A 15,508-nucleotide genomic window follows, 5' to 3' on the forward strand; every position below is an offset into this window, starting at 1 on the left:
GGGTGGACGCTCAACGATCTTTATGATCCCCTGCTCCCATCTGGCTGGACTCCTGCATGACTCTGACGAGACGTTTGCTCCTTTTGGCGTTGATCTCCGTTCTGCCGGCGATCGTCATCTGGGCGTTTACGGAGGTTTCGCTGCGGCGGGCCCGGGAAGCAGAGGTAAACGACCTTGCCGTCCGGCAGGCCCAACTGGTGGGTGCGGAACTCGAGAGAATCTTTGACGGGATCCACGGCCTTCTGCTCGCTGTGGATGAAACCCCATCCATCCGCACGTTCGATACCGCAGCCTGCAGTCCGTATCTGAAAGCAATTCAGGAAAAAGTGCCGTATGTCCTGTCCTTCGTCGCTATGGACATCAGCGGACATATCCGTTGCCGACCGACCGGCACCGTCGATACGCAACACTACTATGCCGATCGCCCCTATTTCCATAATGCACTCGGCATGAAGGGCTTCGTCGTGGGCGAGTATACGCCGGTCTTCGACGAAGGCGCGCTCGGCCCCCATCCCGTGCTGCCACTCGCCGTGCCGATCTGGAACGATAGGGGCGATGTGGTGGGTGTGTTGGCCGCGGCTCTCGATCTGAAGTGGCTCAGCCAGAAACTGAAGGAACGGACCGTGCCGACGAACGGCTCGGTCACGATCGCGGACCGGAGGGGAATCGTCATCGTACAGGATCCTTCTCCGGAAGGCTTGGTCGGAAAGCTGCTGCCATGGGATTACTTAGCTCAAGCCAGGGCAAACGAAGTGGGAACGGCCGAGACCGTCAGCGTCGACGGAGTCAGGCGCGTCGTGGGCTACATCCCGCTCGCACTTCCACCGAAAGACATCTACATCAATGTCGGCCTGTCGACGAAGGCCGCCTTTGCGTCGATCAACCAGGCAGCCAAGCGTGGCTTCATGCTGATCGCGGCTGCGCTCGTCCTCGCGCTGTCGCTCTCATGGCTCGCGAGTCGCGCCTTCATCACGAAACCATTCGAGATCATGACGAATGCCGTAAAGGATTGGCGGCGCGGCGATTATCAGGCCCGCATCAATCTTCCCAAGAAATCGGGTGAGTTCGGCATTCTCGCAAAAGCCTTCAACGATCTCATGGACGATGTCGCCGAGCGTCAGGAAGCGCTGAAAGCCAGCGAAGAGCGGGCCCGGCTGGCGCTGGAGGCGGGCCACATGGGAACGTGGTGGTATGACCACCGGAAACGGATTGGCGGCTGGTCGAGTCAGGCAGCCCTGCTCCTCGGCTTCCCTGCTCTGGAAACCACGGTTGACCCGCAGGAATGGAGATCTCTGATCCATCCTGAGGATGAGCTCAGCGCCGTTGAGAAACTGAAAGCGGCTGTCCTCGGCAACGGCGAATACGAGGACGAGTACAGAGTGCGACGCCCGGACGGACGGGTGCGCTGGATCAGCTCCAAAGGCAAGGTATCCTATGACGCCAACAAGAAGCCGACATTCCTTGTCGGCATCATCCAGGACATCACCGAGCGCAGACAGGTGGACGAGCAGCAGCGCTTCTTTCTCGATGAACTGAATCACCGCGTGAAAAATACCCTTGCCACTGTGCAATCCATTGCTGCGCAGACCCTGCGCTCCGCTGAGAGCACCGCGCAGTTTAAGGAAGCGTTCGAGGGACGGCTGCTCGCCCTTTCCATGACCCATAACCTGTTGACGCTGAAATCCTGGCGCGAGGCGGATCTGCACGATATCGCCGAGCAGGAACTGGCCCCTTATAAGCGCGAATCCGATGAACGGGTCGTGATCGACGGGCCGAGGGTGAATCTGCCGCCCCGTTATGCCATCAATCTTGGCCTTGTTCTGCATGAGCTGGTGACAAACGCAGCCAAATACGGCGCTCTTTCTGTACCCACAGGTCGGCTCAACCTCTCGTGGACGGTGACCCCCGCCAAGGACCGACCGTCACAATTGCGCATCCGCTGGACCGAAACAGGCGGGCCCCCCGTGCAACCGCCCAAGCGCCAGGGCTTCGGATCGCGCCTGATCCGCCGAAGCATCGAGGGAGAGCTGGACGGCTGCATGGCGCTCAATTTCGCCGTGACGGGTGTTTCCTATGACATCTCCGTTCCGCTGCCCGGATAATCAATGTCCGTAAGAGAAGGGACAGCATGCGCTCCATGCGGCTGCCGTAAGGCGGCTTCATCATGCCTGCGCCATTGATGCGGCTGTTCCCAACCAAGCGGGCAGGCGGGTTTTCAAACGCCAAAGAGCCCAAATGGATTGACGAATGGGCTACCGGGCGAAGATGCTCCCTTCTCCGTCTGACTCCGGAAGTCCGTAGCAGGAGAACGTGTGTGACCGGCCCCTCCCCCGTGCTGTCGATTGAAAACCTCTCCATCGGTCTGCCTGCCCTAGCCGACCGGCAGCACGCAATCAAGGATCTCTCCCTCACGATCCAGCCGGGCGAGACGCTCTGCGTCGTCGGGGAATCGGGCTCCGGCAAGTCCATGACGGCGATGGCTGCCATCGGCCTTCTGCCGCCTTCGGTCACGGTACGTTCCGGCGCCATCAAACTCGGTGGGTTCGACCTGCTCTCCCTCGATGAAGAAGGATGGTGCGACGTTCGCGGGCGGGACATCGGCATGGTGTTCCAGGAGCCCATGACCTCGCTCAACCCGGTCATGCGCGTGGCGGACCAGATCTCCGAAACCTTCCAGGCGCATCGCCTCCTAGGCCCGGCCGAGCGGTACAGGCGCGCCGTCGAATTGCTCACCGAAGTGAACCTGCCGAACCCGGAGCTCATCGCCCGTGCCTATCCGCACGAGCTCTCGGGCGGCCAAAGGCAGCGCGTGATGATCGCCATGGCCCTGGCGCTCGAGCCCAAGCTCCTCATCGCCGACGAGCCGACGACAGCACTCGACGTCACCACACAGGCGCAGGTGCTGAAGCTCATCGACAACCTGCGCCGCAAGAAAGGCACGGCAGTTCTCTTCATCACGCACGATTTCGGCGTCGTGGCCGAGATCGCCGACCGCGTCGCCGTTCTCCAGAACGGCGAGCTGGTGGAACAGGGAACGGCGGATGAGGTGCTTCACAATCCGCAGCACCCCTATACCGAGCGACTTCTGGCCGCCGTTCCGTCGCTCACGCCTCCTCCGCCGAAGGAATTGCAGAACGAGCCGACCATCCTGAAGGTCGATGCCCTTACTAAATCTTATGGTGGACATGGCCTTTTCAGGAAAAGTCGCGAGGTCCAGGCGGCCAATGCGGTGAGCTTCGACATCCGCCGCGGCGAAACCCTTGGACTTGTGGGCGAGTCAGGCTCGGGCAAATCCACCGTCGGGCGCTGCGTTCTGCGGCTGATCGAGCCGGATGGCGGCACAATCGAGATCGGAAGCCTGCCCTTCAGCGCTCTCTCGCAAGCTGACCTGCGTCCTCACAGGCGCAAGATCCAGATCGTGTTTCAGGACCCCTTCGCCTCCTTGAATCCGAGGCGCAAGGTAGGCTACATCATTGCGGAGGGCCCGATCACGCAAGGCGTCGATCCCGTCAAGGCTTTCGAAGAAGCCCGCAACCTGCTTGAGAAAGTGGGCCTGCCCTCCCAATCCGCCGAGCGCTACCCGCACGAATTCTCCGGCGGCCAGCGCCAGCGCATCGGCATCGCCCGGGCGCTCGCAATGAAGCCTGACGTGCTGGTCGCGGACGAGGCCGTTTCGGCCCTTGATGTCTCCGTGCAGGCTGACGTCCTGAAGCTGCTCAAAGGCTTGCAGAACGAGCTAGGCCTCTCCATTCTCTTCATCACCCACGATCTTCGCGTCGCTGCCCAGATCTGTGATCGCGTGGCTGTCATGCAAAAAGGTCGAATTGTCGAAATGGCCCAAACTGCGCAACTCTTCGCCGATCCGCGCGACGCCTATACGCGTCAGCTTCTGGCCGCCGTGCCGGGAAAGGCAAGAATATTTCAGGGAGTGCAGAACCGGTGAACGACCAGATCAGCTCGAACATCGCACCGAACATGGTTTTCAAGAATCTCATCGGCGGCAAGGACGTCCCAGCCTCTGACGGGATGCTGCTCGACGTCGTCTCGCCGGTCGATGGCGTGCTCTTCGCCAAAATCGCTTCCGGCACGGCGCAGGACGTCGATGCAGCGGTCAAGGCCGCGCGCAACGCCTTCGAGGGAGCCTGGGGCAGGCTGACGGCGACTGAGCGCGGACGTTTGCTGATGAAGCTCGCCGCCATCGTCGAGGCGCATGCCGATGAGCTGACAGCCCTTGAGAGCCGCGACAACGGTAAGCCCCTGCGTCAATCCCACGCGGATGCCGTCGCGCTTGCCCGCTATTTCGAATATTACGGCAGCGCCGCCGACAAGCTGCACGGCGATGTCATTCCTTATCTCAACACGCATTTCATCGGCGTCGAGCGCGTGCCGCATGGAGTCACGGGGCATATCGTGCCCTGGAACTATCCGCTTCAGATCTTCGGCCGTTCCGTAGGCGCAGCGCTTGCTGCCGGCAACGCCACCGTCGTGAAGCCTGCGGAAGATGCATCGCTCACCATTCTGCGCGTCTCCGCCCTCGCCCGTGAAGTTGGCTTTCCTGATGGGGCGATCAACCTCGTGACGGGTCTTGGCCGCACCGCGGGTGCGGCGCTTGCTGCCCATCCCGGCATCGACTTCCTGTCCTTCACGGGAAGCCCTGAGACCGGCACGGCCGTGCAGACGGCTGCGGCCAAGAATCATGTGGGCGTAACCCTTGAGCTCGGCGGAAAGTCGGCGCAGATTGTCTTCGACGATGCGGATATCGAGCGCGCCCTCCCCAGCCTCGTCAACGCCATCATCCAGAACGGCGGCCAGACCTGCTCGGCGGGCAGCCGCCTGCTGATTCAGCGCGGCATCTTCGAGGATGTGGTGAATGCGGTTGCCGAGCGCTTCCGGGCGCTGCGGGCAGGCCATCCGGAGCGCGAGCCCGATCTCGGCCCCATGATCAACCAGGCCCAGCAGCGCCGCGTTCTCGGCTATCTGGATCGCGCGCGCAACGAGGGCCTCACCGTCATGGGCGAAGGCGTGGTAGCCATCGATGCGCCCGCTGAAGGCTTCTATGTCCCGCCGGTCTTCTTCGCGCCCGTGCCGCACCAGAGCATGCTGTCCCAGGAAGAAGTGTTCGGCCCGGTTCTCGTGGCTACTCCATTCGAGGACGAGGCGGAGGCGATCCGGTTAGCGAACGGCACGCCTTATGGTCTTGCGGCCGGCGTGTGGACCCGCGACGCCATGCGCTCCACGCGCGTGGCCCGCTCCATGCGAGCTGGCCAGGTATTCGTGAACTGCTACGGCGCGGGAGGCGGTATCGAGCTGCCCTTCGGTGGCTTCGGTCGATCAGGCCATGGCCGCGAGAAAGGCTTCGAGGGCCTGATCGAGTTCACGACCACCAAGACCCTCGTCATGGCTCACGGATAAGACTGACAAAACTAACGAGGAAAAACCATGAAACGCCTCGAAGGCAAGGTGGCGCTGATCACGGGCGCCGGATCGGGCTTCGGTCTGGGTATTGCGGAAACATTCGCCCGCGAAGGTGCAAAGGTCGCCATCATCGACATCAATGAAGCCGCTGCCAAGGCTGCTGCGGAAAAGATCGGAGCTTCGGCCATTGGTGTGGGCGCCGATGTCTCGAAGGCCCTCGATGTGAACACGGCGGTGGCCAAAACTCTCACGGCCTTCGGCAAGCTCGACATTGTGGTCAACAATGCGGGCATCACTCACCGCAACCGGTCCATGCTGGAAGTGGAGGAAGACGAGTTCGACCGCATCTTCGCGGTTAACGTGAAGTCTATCTATCTCTTCGCCAAGGCCGCCATTCCGCTCATGCAGGACCAAGGCGGCGTCATCATCAATGTGGGCTCCACGGCAGGATTGCGTCCGCGTCCGGGCCTCACCTGGTACAACAGCACCAAGGGTGCGGTGCACACCATGACCAAATCCATGGCGGTGGAGTTGGCGCCTCAGAGGATCCGCGTCTGCGCTCTCGCGCCGGTGGCAGGCGAGACGCCGCTGCTCGCGACGTTCATGGGTGAGGACACGCCCGAAAGACGTCAGCAATTCGTCAACTCGATCCCGCTCGGCCGTTTCTCCACGCCGCAGGACATCGCCAATGCGGCGCTTTATTTGGCTTCCGACGACGCCAGCATGATCACCGGCGTGGTGCTGGAGGTCGATGGCGGGCGCTGCATCTGATCGGCGCGACAGCCTGAGCCCTCGTTCTGCGGATCTCGGGAACGCCCGGGATCCGCTCCTGCTTGCAGCGCGCATTCCGAACCAAGAGGCAATGCCTTTGCACTCGCGACTCTCTCCCAGCCTCGCAGCCGCTCTCCTCGCCTATGCGCTCGGCAGCCTGTCCACCGCATTTGGCGCGGGCTCCGATCAGGACGCCAAGGTACGGCAGGTTGTCGATGATGCGATGAAGCCGGTCATCCAACAATATGGAATCCCCGGACTGGCCGTCGCCGTGACGGTCGGCGGGACGCGCCATTTCATCGAATACGGCCTCGCCTCGAACGACCCTCGGGTTTCCGTCACGCGCGACACGCTCTTCGAACTGGGATCGATCAGCAAGACGTTTACCGCGACCTTGGCGACCTACGCCGAGGGTGAAGGAAAGCTGTCGCTCAACGATCCCGTCAGCAAGCACATGCCCGAGCTGAAGGGGAGCGCCCTGGACGATGTGCGATTGCTGGATCTCGCTACGCATACGGCTGGCGGTTTTCCGCTCCAGCTGCCCGACAACGTGAAAGATCAACAACAGCTCATTGCCTATTATCGCGCGTGGAAACCCCGGTTCTCTCCCGGCACGCATCGCAGCTACGCCAACCCGAGCATCGGCCTTCTGGGCGTGATCGCCGCAAAGACTATGGAGGCGAGCTTCGAGACCCTGGCGGAGCGTCTGTTCTCCGAACTCGGGCTGCGGCGCACCTATGTCAACGTTCCTGCAGCGGAAATGAAGTCATATGCCTGGGGGTACAATCGCGACGGCAGACCCGTCCGGGTCTCCCGAGCTCTCCTCGCGAACGAAGCCTATGGGGTGAAATCGAACGCCGTCGACATGATCCGCTTTCTGGAAGTGAACATGGGGATCGGCACGGTTCCGACGAGAGTCGCCCGCGCCCTCAAGGCGACACATACCGGCTACTTCCGCTCGGGCGAGCTGATCCAGGATCTCGTCTGGGAGCAATATCCCTATCCGGTCGAGCTGGAAAAAATCGTTGCCGGCAACTCGATGAACATGAAGGCAATGCCGGCAACCGCAATTGATCCGCCCATGGCACCGAGAGAGGATATGATCCTCAACAAGACTGGTTCGACCAACGGTTTCGGAGCCTATGTGGCCTTCGTTCCGGAGAAGAAGGTCGGCATCGTCATGCTGGCGAACAAGGCCTATCCGAATGAAGCACGGGTGGAAGCCGCCCTTCAGGTGCTTTCGCGCCTAAGGGAATAACCTGCCCCTCAGCCCTTCACCCATTGGAACAGGAGTGGAGCCTCGCGGAACGCAAAGCGGTCGAGATGAGAGGCGACGACGCCTTTCATCCGCTCCAGGGTCTCGCCGTCCTCCGCTTCGACCGTTACCGTGAGTTTGTCGTCATCCGCCTTCATGGTGGCGATGGCGTTCGGGAAGCGGACGATGCCCTCGTTATCGCTCGACTGCACATCGAGCTTATGGCTCCAATGCTTGCAGAGTTGCTGAAGGTAGCGGGCGCCGTTGCCGGTCGGCACCTGGGCTGTCTCACGAGCCATCTTGAGCCTTTCGTGCAGCCTCTCCCTACGAGAGGTTCATTTCCAGAGATTTATGCGTTTGAAACCCCGCCGGCACGTTAAAAATCGGTAAGGAACATCTTCCCTCCGGCGTCACTCTGCGTAAGCTAATGGCAACCGCGACCCTTCGCCCCTTACACCGGATGGAGATCCGCCCCATGTCGAAGCGTTTCCTGGCCGCCGCCCTGCTCCTCTCCGTCAGCGCCCTTCCGGCCTTTGCCGCCAAGACGTCCCTCGTCGTCGGCATGCCCATCGAGCCTCCGGGCCTCGACCCGACGGTTGCCGCGCCCGTCGCGATCCGAGAGGTCACCTGGGTCAATCTCTACGAGGGCCTTGTGCGCATCGATCGGAGCGGCAAGGTGCAGCCGCTGCTGGCGAAAAGCTGGGAGATCTCACCCGATGGCCTCACCTACACCTTCCGCTTGCAGGAAGGTGTGAAGTTCCATGACGGCACCTCCTTCGACTCGGCCGACGTGAAATTCGCTTTCGATCGTGCCCGCGATCCGAAATCCACCAATGCTCAGAAGCAGATCTTCGCGCCCATCGCCTCCATTGAGACGCCCGATGCGGCAACCGTGGTGATCAAGCTGAAGGAGACCTCGGGCAACTTCCTCTACTATCTCGGCTGGGGCGATGCCGTGATCGTGGCGCCTGAAACGGCCGAGAACAACAAAGCCAACCCGGTCGGCACGGGACCGTTCAAGTTCAAGTCCTGGACGCGTGGCGACAAGGTCGAGCTCGTCAAGAATCCCGATTATTGGCAGAAGGACAAGGTGAAGCTCGAAAGCGTCACCTTCCGCTTCATCAGCGACGCACAAGCGCAGGTCGCGGCCCTGCGCTCCGGGGACGTGGACGCTTTCCCGACCATCAGCGCGCCCGAACTCTTCGCCGAATTTCAGAAGGATTCCCGCTTCAAGGCGGTGGCCGGCAACACGGAAGGCGAAACGGTCGCCGGCCTCAACAGCGCCAAGAAGCCATTCGACGATGTGCGGGTGCGCCGCGCCCTGATGCACGCGGTGGATCGCAAGGCGCTGATCGAGGGCGCCTATTCCGGCTTCGGCCAACCCATCGGCAGCTTTTTCTCGCCGAACCATCCCGCCTTCGTGGATATGACCAATGTCATTCCCTACGATCCGGCAAAGGCGAAAGCGCTGCTGACGGAAGCTGGCTACGGCAATGGCCTGTCGATCACGATCAAGACGCCGCAGATGGCCTATGCGAGCCGCTCGGCGGAGCTGCTCTCCGCCATGTTCGCGGAAGTGGGCGTCGACATGAAGATCATCCCCACCGAGTTCCCGGCCAAGTGGATCGAGGAGGTATTCAAGGCCAAGGATTACGACGTCACCATCGTCTCCCATACGGAGCCACTCGATATCGAGATCTTCGCCCGCGACAACTATTACTTCAATTACAAGAACGACAAGTTCAAAGCGCTGATCGCGGAAGCCGGCAAGACCACGGACGAGAAGGCGCGCTTTGCCAAATATGCGGAAGCGCAGAAGATCCTGGCCGAGGACGTGCCTGCCCTCTTCCTCTTCCAGCTGCCGAAGCTCGGCGTGTGGAATGCCAAGCTGCAAGGCCTGTGGGAGAACTCGCCGATCCCGTCGAACGACGTGACGGAAGTGTCGTGGACTGACTAATCGGCTCAAGAAAAACAGCATTCCGTGGCTCGTTCGGCTTTACGCCGGCCATGAGAATGCTGTTTGCTTGTGATCAGGATCCAATCCAAAGGATAGGCAGCCCTCACCCGTGTTGCGCCTCGTCATCTCCCGGCTGGCTTCGCTCGCCATCACCCTGCTCTTCGTCTCGCTGGCGATCTTCCTGATATTGGAAGTGCTGCCGGGCGATCCGGCGGCGATCATGCTGGGGACTGCCGCTCGGGAGGATACGCTGGCGGCGTTGCGGCAGGAACTCGGGCTCGATCAACCGGCTCTGCTTCGCTACCTGGATTGGATCGGCGGGATTTTGCACGGCGATCTTGGGCTGTCGATCACCTACAAGATGCCGGTCTCGACACTGGTGGCCGAGCGCATGAGCGTGACGCTGCCGCTGAGCCTTCTCGCTATTCTGATTTCGACCGCCCTCGCCCTGCCCCTGGGCATCGCCGCAGCTGCGCGGCGCGACGGTCCGGTGGATCGGGCCGTGCTGGTGTTCAGCCAGATGGGCGTGGCCGTGCCGAATTTCTGGATCGGCCTCCTGTTCATTCTCTTCTTCTCCACCCGCCTCGGCTGGTTCCCAGCCGGCGGCTTTCCCGGATGGGGCGCGGGACTATGGCCAGCATTTCAAGCGCTTCTGCTGCCTTCTGTCGCCCTCGCTCTGCCCCAAGCCGCCGTGCTGACCCGGGTCACGCGCTCGGCCACATTGGAAGTGATCGGCGCGGATTTCGTGCGCACCGCGCGGGCGAAGGGCGTGGACAAACGCGCCACGTTGCGCCGCCATGTGGTGCCGAATGCGCTCATTCCCGTCACCACGATCCTTGGCCTGCAGCTTTCCTTCTTCTTCGGCGGTGCGATCCTGGTCGAGAACGTGTTCAACCTGCCAGGTCTGGGGCGGCTCGCCTATCAGGCGCTGAACCAGCGCGATCTCGTGGTGATCAAGGATATCGTGCTGATCTTTTCCGGCCTCGTGATCGTCGTGAACTTCCTCGTCGATATCGGCTACACGATCCTCGATCCGCGCCTGAGGAGTCGGACATGACGAAGCGCTCCTCCATCCGCCTGAACGCCGCCCTCGTGATCGGCGGCATCCTCACAGCCCTGCTGATCGCCACCGCTCTCCTCTCGCTCGTCTGGACCCCGGAGGTGCCGACCCGCGTGCGCGTCGCCATGCGCCTCAAAGCACCGCTGGAAGCCGGCCTGCTCGGCACGGATCATTTCGGGCGCGATGTCCTGTCACTTCTTATGGTGGGAGCCTGGAACTCGCTCGCCATTGCATGGCCTGCGGTTCTTCTCGGAGCCGCCATCGGCACCGCCATCGGTACGGCGGCCGCCGCATGGAAAGGCATCGCCGACGAAATCGCCATGCGCGTGTCAGACGTGGTCTTCGCCTTTCCCGCCGTTCTCTCGGCCATCATGATCGGCGCTCTCGTCGGCTCTGGCCCCTTCTCGGCTATTCTGGCGATTGCCGTGTTCAACGTGCCCGTCTTCGCGCGCGTCACGCGTGGCGTGGCGCTCCAGATCTGGACCCTCGACTACATTGCCGCCGCTCGCGCCATCGGCAAGCATCCCCTGCGCATTACCTGGGAGGATGTGTTGCCCAACATCGCAGGTGCGCTCATCGTGCAGGTCACGATCCAGCTCGCACTCGCGATCCTCACCGAAGCGGGCTTGAGCTATCTCGGCTTGGGCGTTCGCCCGCCGAACCCGAGCTGGGGCCGCATGCTCAGCGATGCGCAGACCTATCTCTCGCAAGCTCCTCATCTTGCCATCGCGCCGGGCATCGCGATTGCGCTCTCGGTACTGGGCTTGAATCTCTTAGGCGATGGATTGCGTGATGCGCTGGACCCCACGCTGAAGGGCCGTGGCGCTTCGGCCTAACGCATCGTGCGGAAAAGTGGACCCGGTTTTCCGCACGATGTGCTCTTCAAGAAAGGGACATCGGACCCAAAAGTGGAAACCACTTTTCTCGTCCGATCCTTTAGGTGACTTTGCTCGTCGCCTTCTGCACGTCTGCCAGGATCTCGTAGGAACGCAGGCGCTTGCCGTGATCGTAGATGGCCGAGGCCACGATCAGTTCGTCCGCGCCCGTCTGCTCGATGAAGCCTTCAAGACCCTCGCGCACGGTCTGCGCCGAGCCGACGAAGGAGCAGGCCAGCATGTTGGAGGCTTGCACCTTCTCGGCTGGCGTCCAATAGGTCTCGATATCGTCGATAGGCGGCTGGAGCTTGCCGCGCGTGCCGCGGAACATGTTGGTGAAGGCCTGCTGCGCCGAGGTGAAGAGGTACTTCGCCTCCTCGTCCGTATCGGCGGCGATCACGTTCACGCCCACCATCGCATAGGGCTTGTCGAGCTGGGTCGAGGGCTGGAAGCGCTCGCGATAAACCTGCAGCGCCTGGAACAGGGCATTTGGCGCGAAATGCGAAGCAAAGGCATAAGGCAGCCCCAACATGGCTGCTAGCTGCGCGCCGAAGAGGCTGGAGCCGAGAATCCAGATCGGCACATTGCTGTCGGTGCCCGGCACCGCCTGGATCGCCTGGCCCGGCTGCAGCGGCCCGAGCAGAGCCTGCAGCTCCAGCACATCCTGCGGGAAGGTATCGGCGCTCGTCGGATCGCGGCGCAACGCGCGCATGGTGCGCTGGTCGGTGCCGGGAGCACGGCCGACCCCGAGATCGATACGACCGGGGAACAGCGCATCGAGGGTCCCGAACTGCTCGGCGATGATCAGCGGCGCATGGTTCGGCAGCATGATGCCGCCTGCGCCCACGCGGATCGTCTTGGTTCCGCCGGCCACATGCGCGATCGCGATGCTCGTCGCAGCGCTCGCAATCCCGATCATGTTGTGATGCTCGGCGAGCCAATAGCGGTTATAGCCCCAGCGCTCTGCATTCTGTGCCAGATCGAGCGAGTTGCGCAAAGCATCGGAAGCCGTGGAGCCTTCCGTGATATGTGCGAGGTCGAGGATGGAAAGCGGCGGCATGGGCAAGGATCTCTCAAACGAGGCTGGGCGACAGGAAGTCTTCAGATCAGCACTCTGCGCTCTTGATACAACCCCCGAAGCTCCTCGCCCAAGGCGCAGCAGCCTTGCATAAGAGAAACCCGGCGCTTTCGGCGCCGGGTTTCGAGGTCTTCGACTGCTCTAGGCTCAGCCGCGGGTGCGGGCCCGGATCATGTAGCTGTCGAAGGCGTACTCGGCCACTTGGAACCAGAGATATTCCTCGTTTCGGAAGGCACGGATCGAATCGATGACCTTCTTGAAGTCCGCGTTCTGGGCGGAGATTTCCGCATAAACCTCGTTTGTGGCCTTGAAGGCGGCATCGAGGATCTCCGCCGAGAACGGACGCAGCTGCGCGCCAGCACCGACGAGGCTGCGGAGAGCCGCCGGGTTCTTGGCGTCGTACTTGGCTAGCATGTCCTGATTGGCGGCCATGCAGGCTGCCTCCAGGATGGCCTGGTAGTTCTTCGGCAGCGATTCCCACTTCGCCTTGTTGAACATGAAGTGGAGCGTCAGGCCGCCTTCCCAGAAGCCCGGATAGTAGTAGAACGGCGCGACCTTCTGGAAGCCGAGCTTCTCGTCGTCATAGGGGCCGATCCACTCGGCGGCGTCGATGGTGCCGCGCTCGAGCGACGGATAGATGTCGCCGCCCGCCACCTGCTGGGGGATGACGCCAAGCTTCGCCATGACCTGACCGGCGATGCCCGCAATGCGCATCTTCAAGCCCTGCAGGTCTTGAACGGTCTTGATCTCCTTACGGAACCAGCCGCCCATCTGGGTGCCGGTGTTGCCGCCCGGAAGAGCATAGAGGTTGTGCTTGGCCATGAATTCGTTCACGAGGCCGATGCCGCCGCCGTGATACTGCCAGGCATTGAGCTGGCGGGCGTTGAGCGTGAATGGTACCGCCGCAGCCGCAGCAAAGGTCGGATCCTTACCAACGTAGTAGTAGGCAGCCGTATGAGCCATCTCGACCGTTCCGGCAGAGACCGCGTCGGCCGCCTGGAAGGTACCGACGATTTCACCAGCGGCGAAAGGCTGGATCTGGAACTTGCCTTCGGTCGCTTCGGAGACGTACTTCGCCAGGAAGTCCGCGCCGCCATAGATCGTATCGAGCGACTTCGGGAAACCGGAGGTCAGACGCCAGCGGATTTCAGGATTCGACTGAGCGATCGCCGGCTTGGCGACAGCGCCTGCGGCAATGCCTACACCGGCCGTGGCGAGAAAATTGCGGCGTTTCATGAAAAGCTTCCTCCAATTTGGGGGCGTGTAAATTATTCGGAACCCTCGCTAACAGGGATGAGCTACGCTGAGTAAAGTTAGACCAAAGGCGCAGCCGCTCCTTCAATGTTTAGCGCGTCATCGCGGTTTCCCCCGAGTGATCCAGGAAGACACTGCCACCAAACCGTTGATGGGCTGGAGATACCGCCCTTTGCCGCGGACGGGAACGATGTTTCTGCCGCCATCTGCATTGACCTTCTGGTATGAATCCCACGCAGGGCCAAACACCAACCCGTGCAATGACTGCATGCTCTTACTTGTTCCAGGGCAAGCGTAAATAGGACCACGCGGCCTGAAACGGCATGGTCCTATGGATCAATGTTCTACCGCTCGACGACGATCTCACCTTTCATATTGGGATGATAACGGCAGAAATAGCCGAACGTGCCCGGAACCTGCATGGTTATGCGTCCGCTCCGCCCCGGCGTGACGCTGATATCCCAGCTTTTGTCTGACGCCGTCGCCGTATGAGCAACGATGTCCTGGTTCACCCATTCGACAACGTCGCCCACCTGTACTCTGACCTGCTTGGGCGCGTAGTCGGCAGCCTTCATGACGGCACGGTGCGGGCTGTCGGCGGAGGAAGCGGCCGCAAGTGTCAAGCCCAGCATAGCCACGACCCGTGTCCCGATTTGGAGACCCCGAGCCAACATGATCATCTCACGGCCGAGGCGCGGCTCGGGAGCTGACCTGCAAGCTGCTCCGCATGCTGCTGGTGACCTTGGAAGATCCTGAGACCCGTCGAGAGCAGATCTTTCAACTCGCCATTTGTCGCTGACGGGATCAGCGTATTCTGAAGAGCGGCATTGACCTGCTGATGATAGGCGACCTCGTTTTGCACATAAGCCTTGTCGAAAGCAGCGCCTTTCAAAGAGCTCAGCTCTTTCTGTTTGGCTTGCGCCTGCTGCGCGAGCGCGCGACTCGTATCATTATCCTCAGGTTTGACGTTTAGCTTCTTGACGAGTGCCAAAGCCTTTTCATTCACCGCCTTATGATCGCGGATCATGTCGTTTGCGAAAGCCCGCACATCTTTGTTCTTGGACTGTTTCAAGGCCAGTTCGGCAACCGTGACGTCGATTTGACCCGCCGTATACGCAATGTGCGCGATCTGAGGATCGGTCGGTTTGGCGGGGGTTTGAGCAAAGGCGCCTTGCGAAGCAAGACAGAGGCTGGCGCCCAAGAGCGCAATGTGAAGCCTGGACATATGGATCTCCTGTGACAACTGGGCATGCGATCCAAGCCAGTTTGCAGCGCAGAACCCATGCCTGCTCCATGAGATGTCACCAGGCAGGATGAGGTTCCCGTACTCGCTGGAGTTCGAGCACTCTCTGCATCACGCGGTCCATAATGCGGGCACAGCGCAGGCCATCGAAGGGAAAGGCATCCTTCATGGCCGAGACGAGGCGCTCGTCCAAAGCCTTGCGCAACAATCGACGGGCTCTGTGCAGTCTCGTCCTGACTGTCGCCGCGTTGATCCCGAGCTGCGCTGCCGTCTCCTCGACACTCATCTCCTCGACTTCGCGCATGATGAAGACCGTCCGGAAGATGGGCGAATCGCCTCTGAACTCGCCGAGGTGAGCAAAGGCGCGCACATAAGCCTCCTGGAGAACATCCTCTGCATCCGTGTCGTTCCCGACAATTCCACGCGCGACCCTGCAGAGATGCCGGTTATGATGTTTATGGGAGCCCGGAAGGCCTGAGGCGCGCCTGCCAGAGCGAGGCTCACAAGACTCTCGTCATCCGATGTTGTCCAATCGACAAAGGATTTCGGCTTGGCCGGCATTCTGCACCTGCTATCCGCCTGTTGGATGGCAGCATAGAC

At 61.5% G+C, this 15,508-nt stretch carries 14 protein-coding genes; 8 read left to right on the top strand and 6 right to left on the bottom strand.

The features are described from left to right. Nucleotides 1-56: 56 nt before the first annotated feature. The 5 genes from AA309_RS31955 (at nucleotide 57) to ampC (ending at nucleotide 7,444) form a co-directional block, all read left to right on the top strand. Nucleotides 57-2,102, top strand: a complete 2,046-nt coding sequence (locus AA309_RS31955) for an HWE histidine kinase domain-containing protein (protein ID WP_084731169.1) — start codon at nucleotides 57-59, stop codon at nucleotides 2,100-2,102. A gap of 212 nt (nucleotides 2,103-2,314) precedes the next feature. Continuing rightward, nucleotides 2,315-3,943, top strand: coding sequence for an ABC transporter ATP-binding protein (locus AA309_RS12515; RefSeq protein WP_047189358.1), 1,629 nt, complete (start codon nucleotides 2,315-2,317; stop codon nucleotides 3,941-3,943). Then, entirely contained in the window at nucleotides 3,940-5,412 is a 1,473-nt protein-coding gene (locus AA309_RS12520) for an aldehyde dehydrogenase family protein (protein WP_150117526.1), read from the top strand. Before AA309_RS12515 ends, AA309_RS12520 begins: the two co-directional genes overlap by 4 nt. A gap of 27 nt (nucleotides 5,413-5,439) precedes the next feature. Then, a complete protein-coding gene (locus AA309_RS12525) occupies nucleotides 5,440-6,186 on the top strand; it encodes a glucose 1-dehydrogenase (protein WP_047189359.1) in 747 nt (248 codons plus the stop codon). A gap of 91 nt (nucleotides 6,187-6,277) precedes the next feature. Continuing rightward, on the top strand, nucleotides 6,278-7,444 hold the full coding sequence (gene ampC / locus AA309_RS12530; RefSeq protein WP_047189588.1) for a class C beta-lactamase: 1,167 nt from the start codon (nucleotides 6,278-6,280) through the stop codon (nucleotides 7,442-7,444). An 8-nt stretch (nucleotides 7,445-7,452) separates the two neighbouring features. Here the strand turns inward: ampC and AA309_RS12535 are convergent, their stop codons facing one another. Then, nucleotides 7,453-7,740, bottom strand: a complete 288-nt coding sequence (locus AA309_RS12535) for a DUF2218 domain-containing protein (RefSeq protein ID WP_047189360.1) — start codon at nucleotides 7,738-7,740, stop codon at nucleotides 7,453-7,455. 128 nt (nucleotides 7,741-7,868) lie between these two features. Here AA309_RS12535 and AA309_RS12540 point away from each other — a divergent pair, with 128 nt between their 5' ends. The 3 genes from AA309_RS12540 (at nucleotide 7,869) to AA309_RS12550 (ending at nucleotide 11,294) form a co-directional block, all read left to right on the top strand. After that, entirely contained in the window at nucleotides 7,869-9,398 is a 1,530-nt protein-coding gene (locus AA309_RS12540; protein WP_425286873.1) for an ABC transporter substrate-binding protein, read from the top strand. A 109-nt stretch (nucleotides 9,399-9,507) separates the two neighbouring features. Then, complete coding sequence (locus tag AA309_RS12545) at nucleotides 9,508-10,455, top strand: ABC transporter permease (protein WP_047189361.1); 948 nt, start codon at nucleotides 9,508-9,510, stop codon at nucleotides 10,453-10,455. Then, nucleotides 10,452-11,294: an ABC transporter permease gene (locus AA309_RS12550; RefSeq protein ID WP_047189362.1), complete on the top strand. Its 843-nt coding sequence runs from the start codon at nucleotides 10,452-10,454 to the stop codon at nucleotides 11,292-11,294. Before AA309_RS12545 ends, AA309_RS12550 begins: the two co-directional genes overlap by 4 nt. 100 nt (nucleotides 11,295-11,394) lie before the next feature. Here the strand turns inward: AA309_RS12550 and AA309_RS12555 are convergent, their stop codons facing one another. From AA309_RS12555 to AA309_RS36420, 5 genes are all read right to left on the bottom strand, one after another. Beyond that, the gene (locus AA309_RS12555; RefSeq protein WP_047189363.1) at nucleotides 11,395-12,393 is read right to left on the bottom strand and encodes an LLM class flavin-dependent oxidoreductase; all 999 of its coding nucleotides are present in this window, start codon (nucleotides 12,391-12,393) and stop codon (nucleotides 11,395-11,397) included. Nucleotides 12,394-12,558: 165 nt separating this feature from the next. Continuing rightward, entirely contained in the window at nucleotides 12,559-13,647 is a 1,089-nt protein-coding gene (locus AA309_RS12560) for a TRAP transporter substrate-binding protein (RefSeq protein WP_047189364.1), read from the bottom strand. A gap of 362 nt (nucleotides 13,648-14,009) precedes the next feature. Further along, entirely contained in the window at nucleotides 14,010-14,339 is a 330-nt protein-coding gene (locus AA309_RS12565) for a cupredoxin domain-containing protein (protein ID WP_047189365.1), read from the bottom strand. 2 nt (nucleotides 14,340-14,341) lie between these two features. After that, complete coding sequence (locus AA309_RS12570) at nucleotides 14,342-14,890, bottom strand: DUF4142 domain-containing protein (protein WP_047189366.1); 549 nt, start codon at nucleotides 14,888-14,890, stop codon at nucleotides 14,342-14,344. 76 nt (nucleotides 14,891-14,966) lie between these two features. Beyond that, nucleotides 14,967-15,278, bottom strand: coding sequence for a sigma factor-like helix-turn-helix DNA-binding protein (locus tag AA309_RS36420; protein WP_047189367.1), 312 nt, complete (start codon nucleotides 15,276-15,278; stop codon nucleotides 14,967-14,969). Nucleotides 15,279-15,508: the final 230 nt, after the last annotated feature.

The sequence above is a fragment of the Microvirga vignae genome, assembly GCF_001017175.1.
GTDB lineage: Bacteria > Pseudomonadota > Alphaproteobacteria > Rhizobiales > Beijerinckiaceae > Microvirga > Microvirga vignae.

What these genes read in the sequence shown, in the direction of transcription:
- AA309_RS31955 (WP_084731169.1), top strand. Translation starts at nt 57, where the DNA reads ATGACTCTGACGAGACGTTTGCTCCTTTTGGCGTTGATCTCCGTTCTG.
- AA309_RS12525 (WP_047189359.1), top strand. Translation starts at nt 5,440, where the DNA reads ATGAAACGCCTCGAAGGCAAGGTGGCGCTGATCACGGGCGCCGGATCG.
- ampC (WP_047189588.1), top strand. Translation starts at nt 6,278, where the DNA reads ATGCCTTTGCACTCGCGACTCTCTCCCAGCCTCGCAGCCGCTCTCCTC.
- AA309_RS12535 (WP_047189360.1), bottom strand. Translation starts at nt 7,740, where the DNA reads ATGGCTCGTGAGACAGCCCAGGTGCCGACCGGCAACGGCGCCCGCTAC.
- AA309_RS12540 (WP_425286873.1), top strand. Translation starts at nt 7,869, where the DNA reads ATGGCAACCGCGACCCTTCGCCCCTTACACCGGATGGAGATCCGCCCC.
- AA309_RS12550 (WP_047189362.1), top strand. Translation starts at nt 10,452, where the DNA reads ATGACGAAGCGCTCCTCCATCCGCCTGAACGCCGCCCTCGTGATCGGC.
- AA309_RS12555 (WP_047189363.1), bottom strand. Translation starts at nt 12,393, where the DNA reads ATGCCGCCGCTTTCCATCCTCGACCTCGCACATATCACGGAAGGCTCC.
- AA309_RS12560 (WP_047189364.1), bottom strand. Translation starts at nt 13,647, where the DNA reads ATGAAACGCCGCAATTTTCTCGCCACGGCCGGTGTAGGCATTGCCGCA.
- AA309_RS12565 (WP_047189365.1), bottom strand. Translation starts at nt 14,339, where the DNA reads ATGTTGGCTCGGGGTCTCCAAATCGGGACACGGGTCGTGGCTATGCTG.
- AA309_RS12570 (WP_047189366.1), bottom strand. Translation starts at nt 14,890, where the DNA reads ATGTCCAGGCTTCACATTGCGCTCTTGGGCGCCAGCCTCTGTCTTGCT.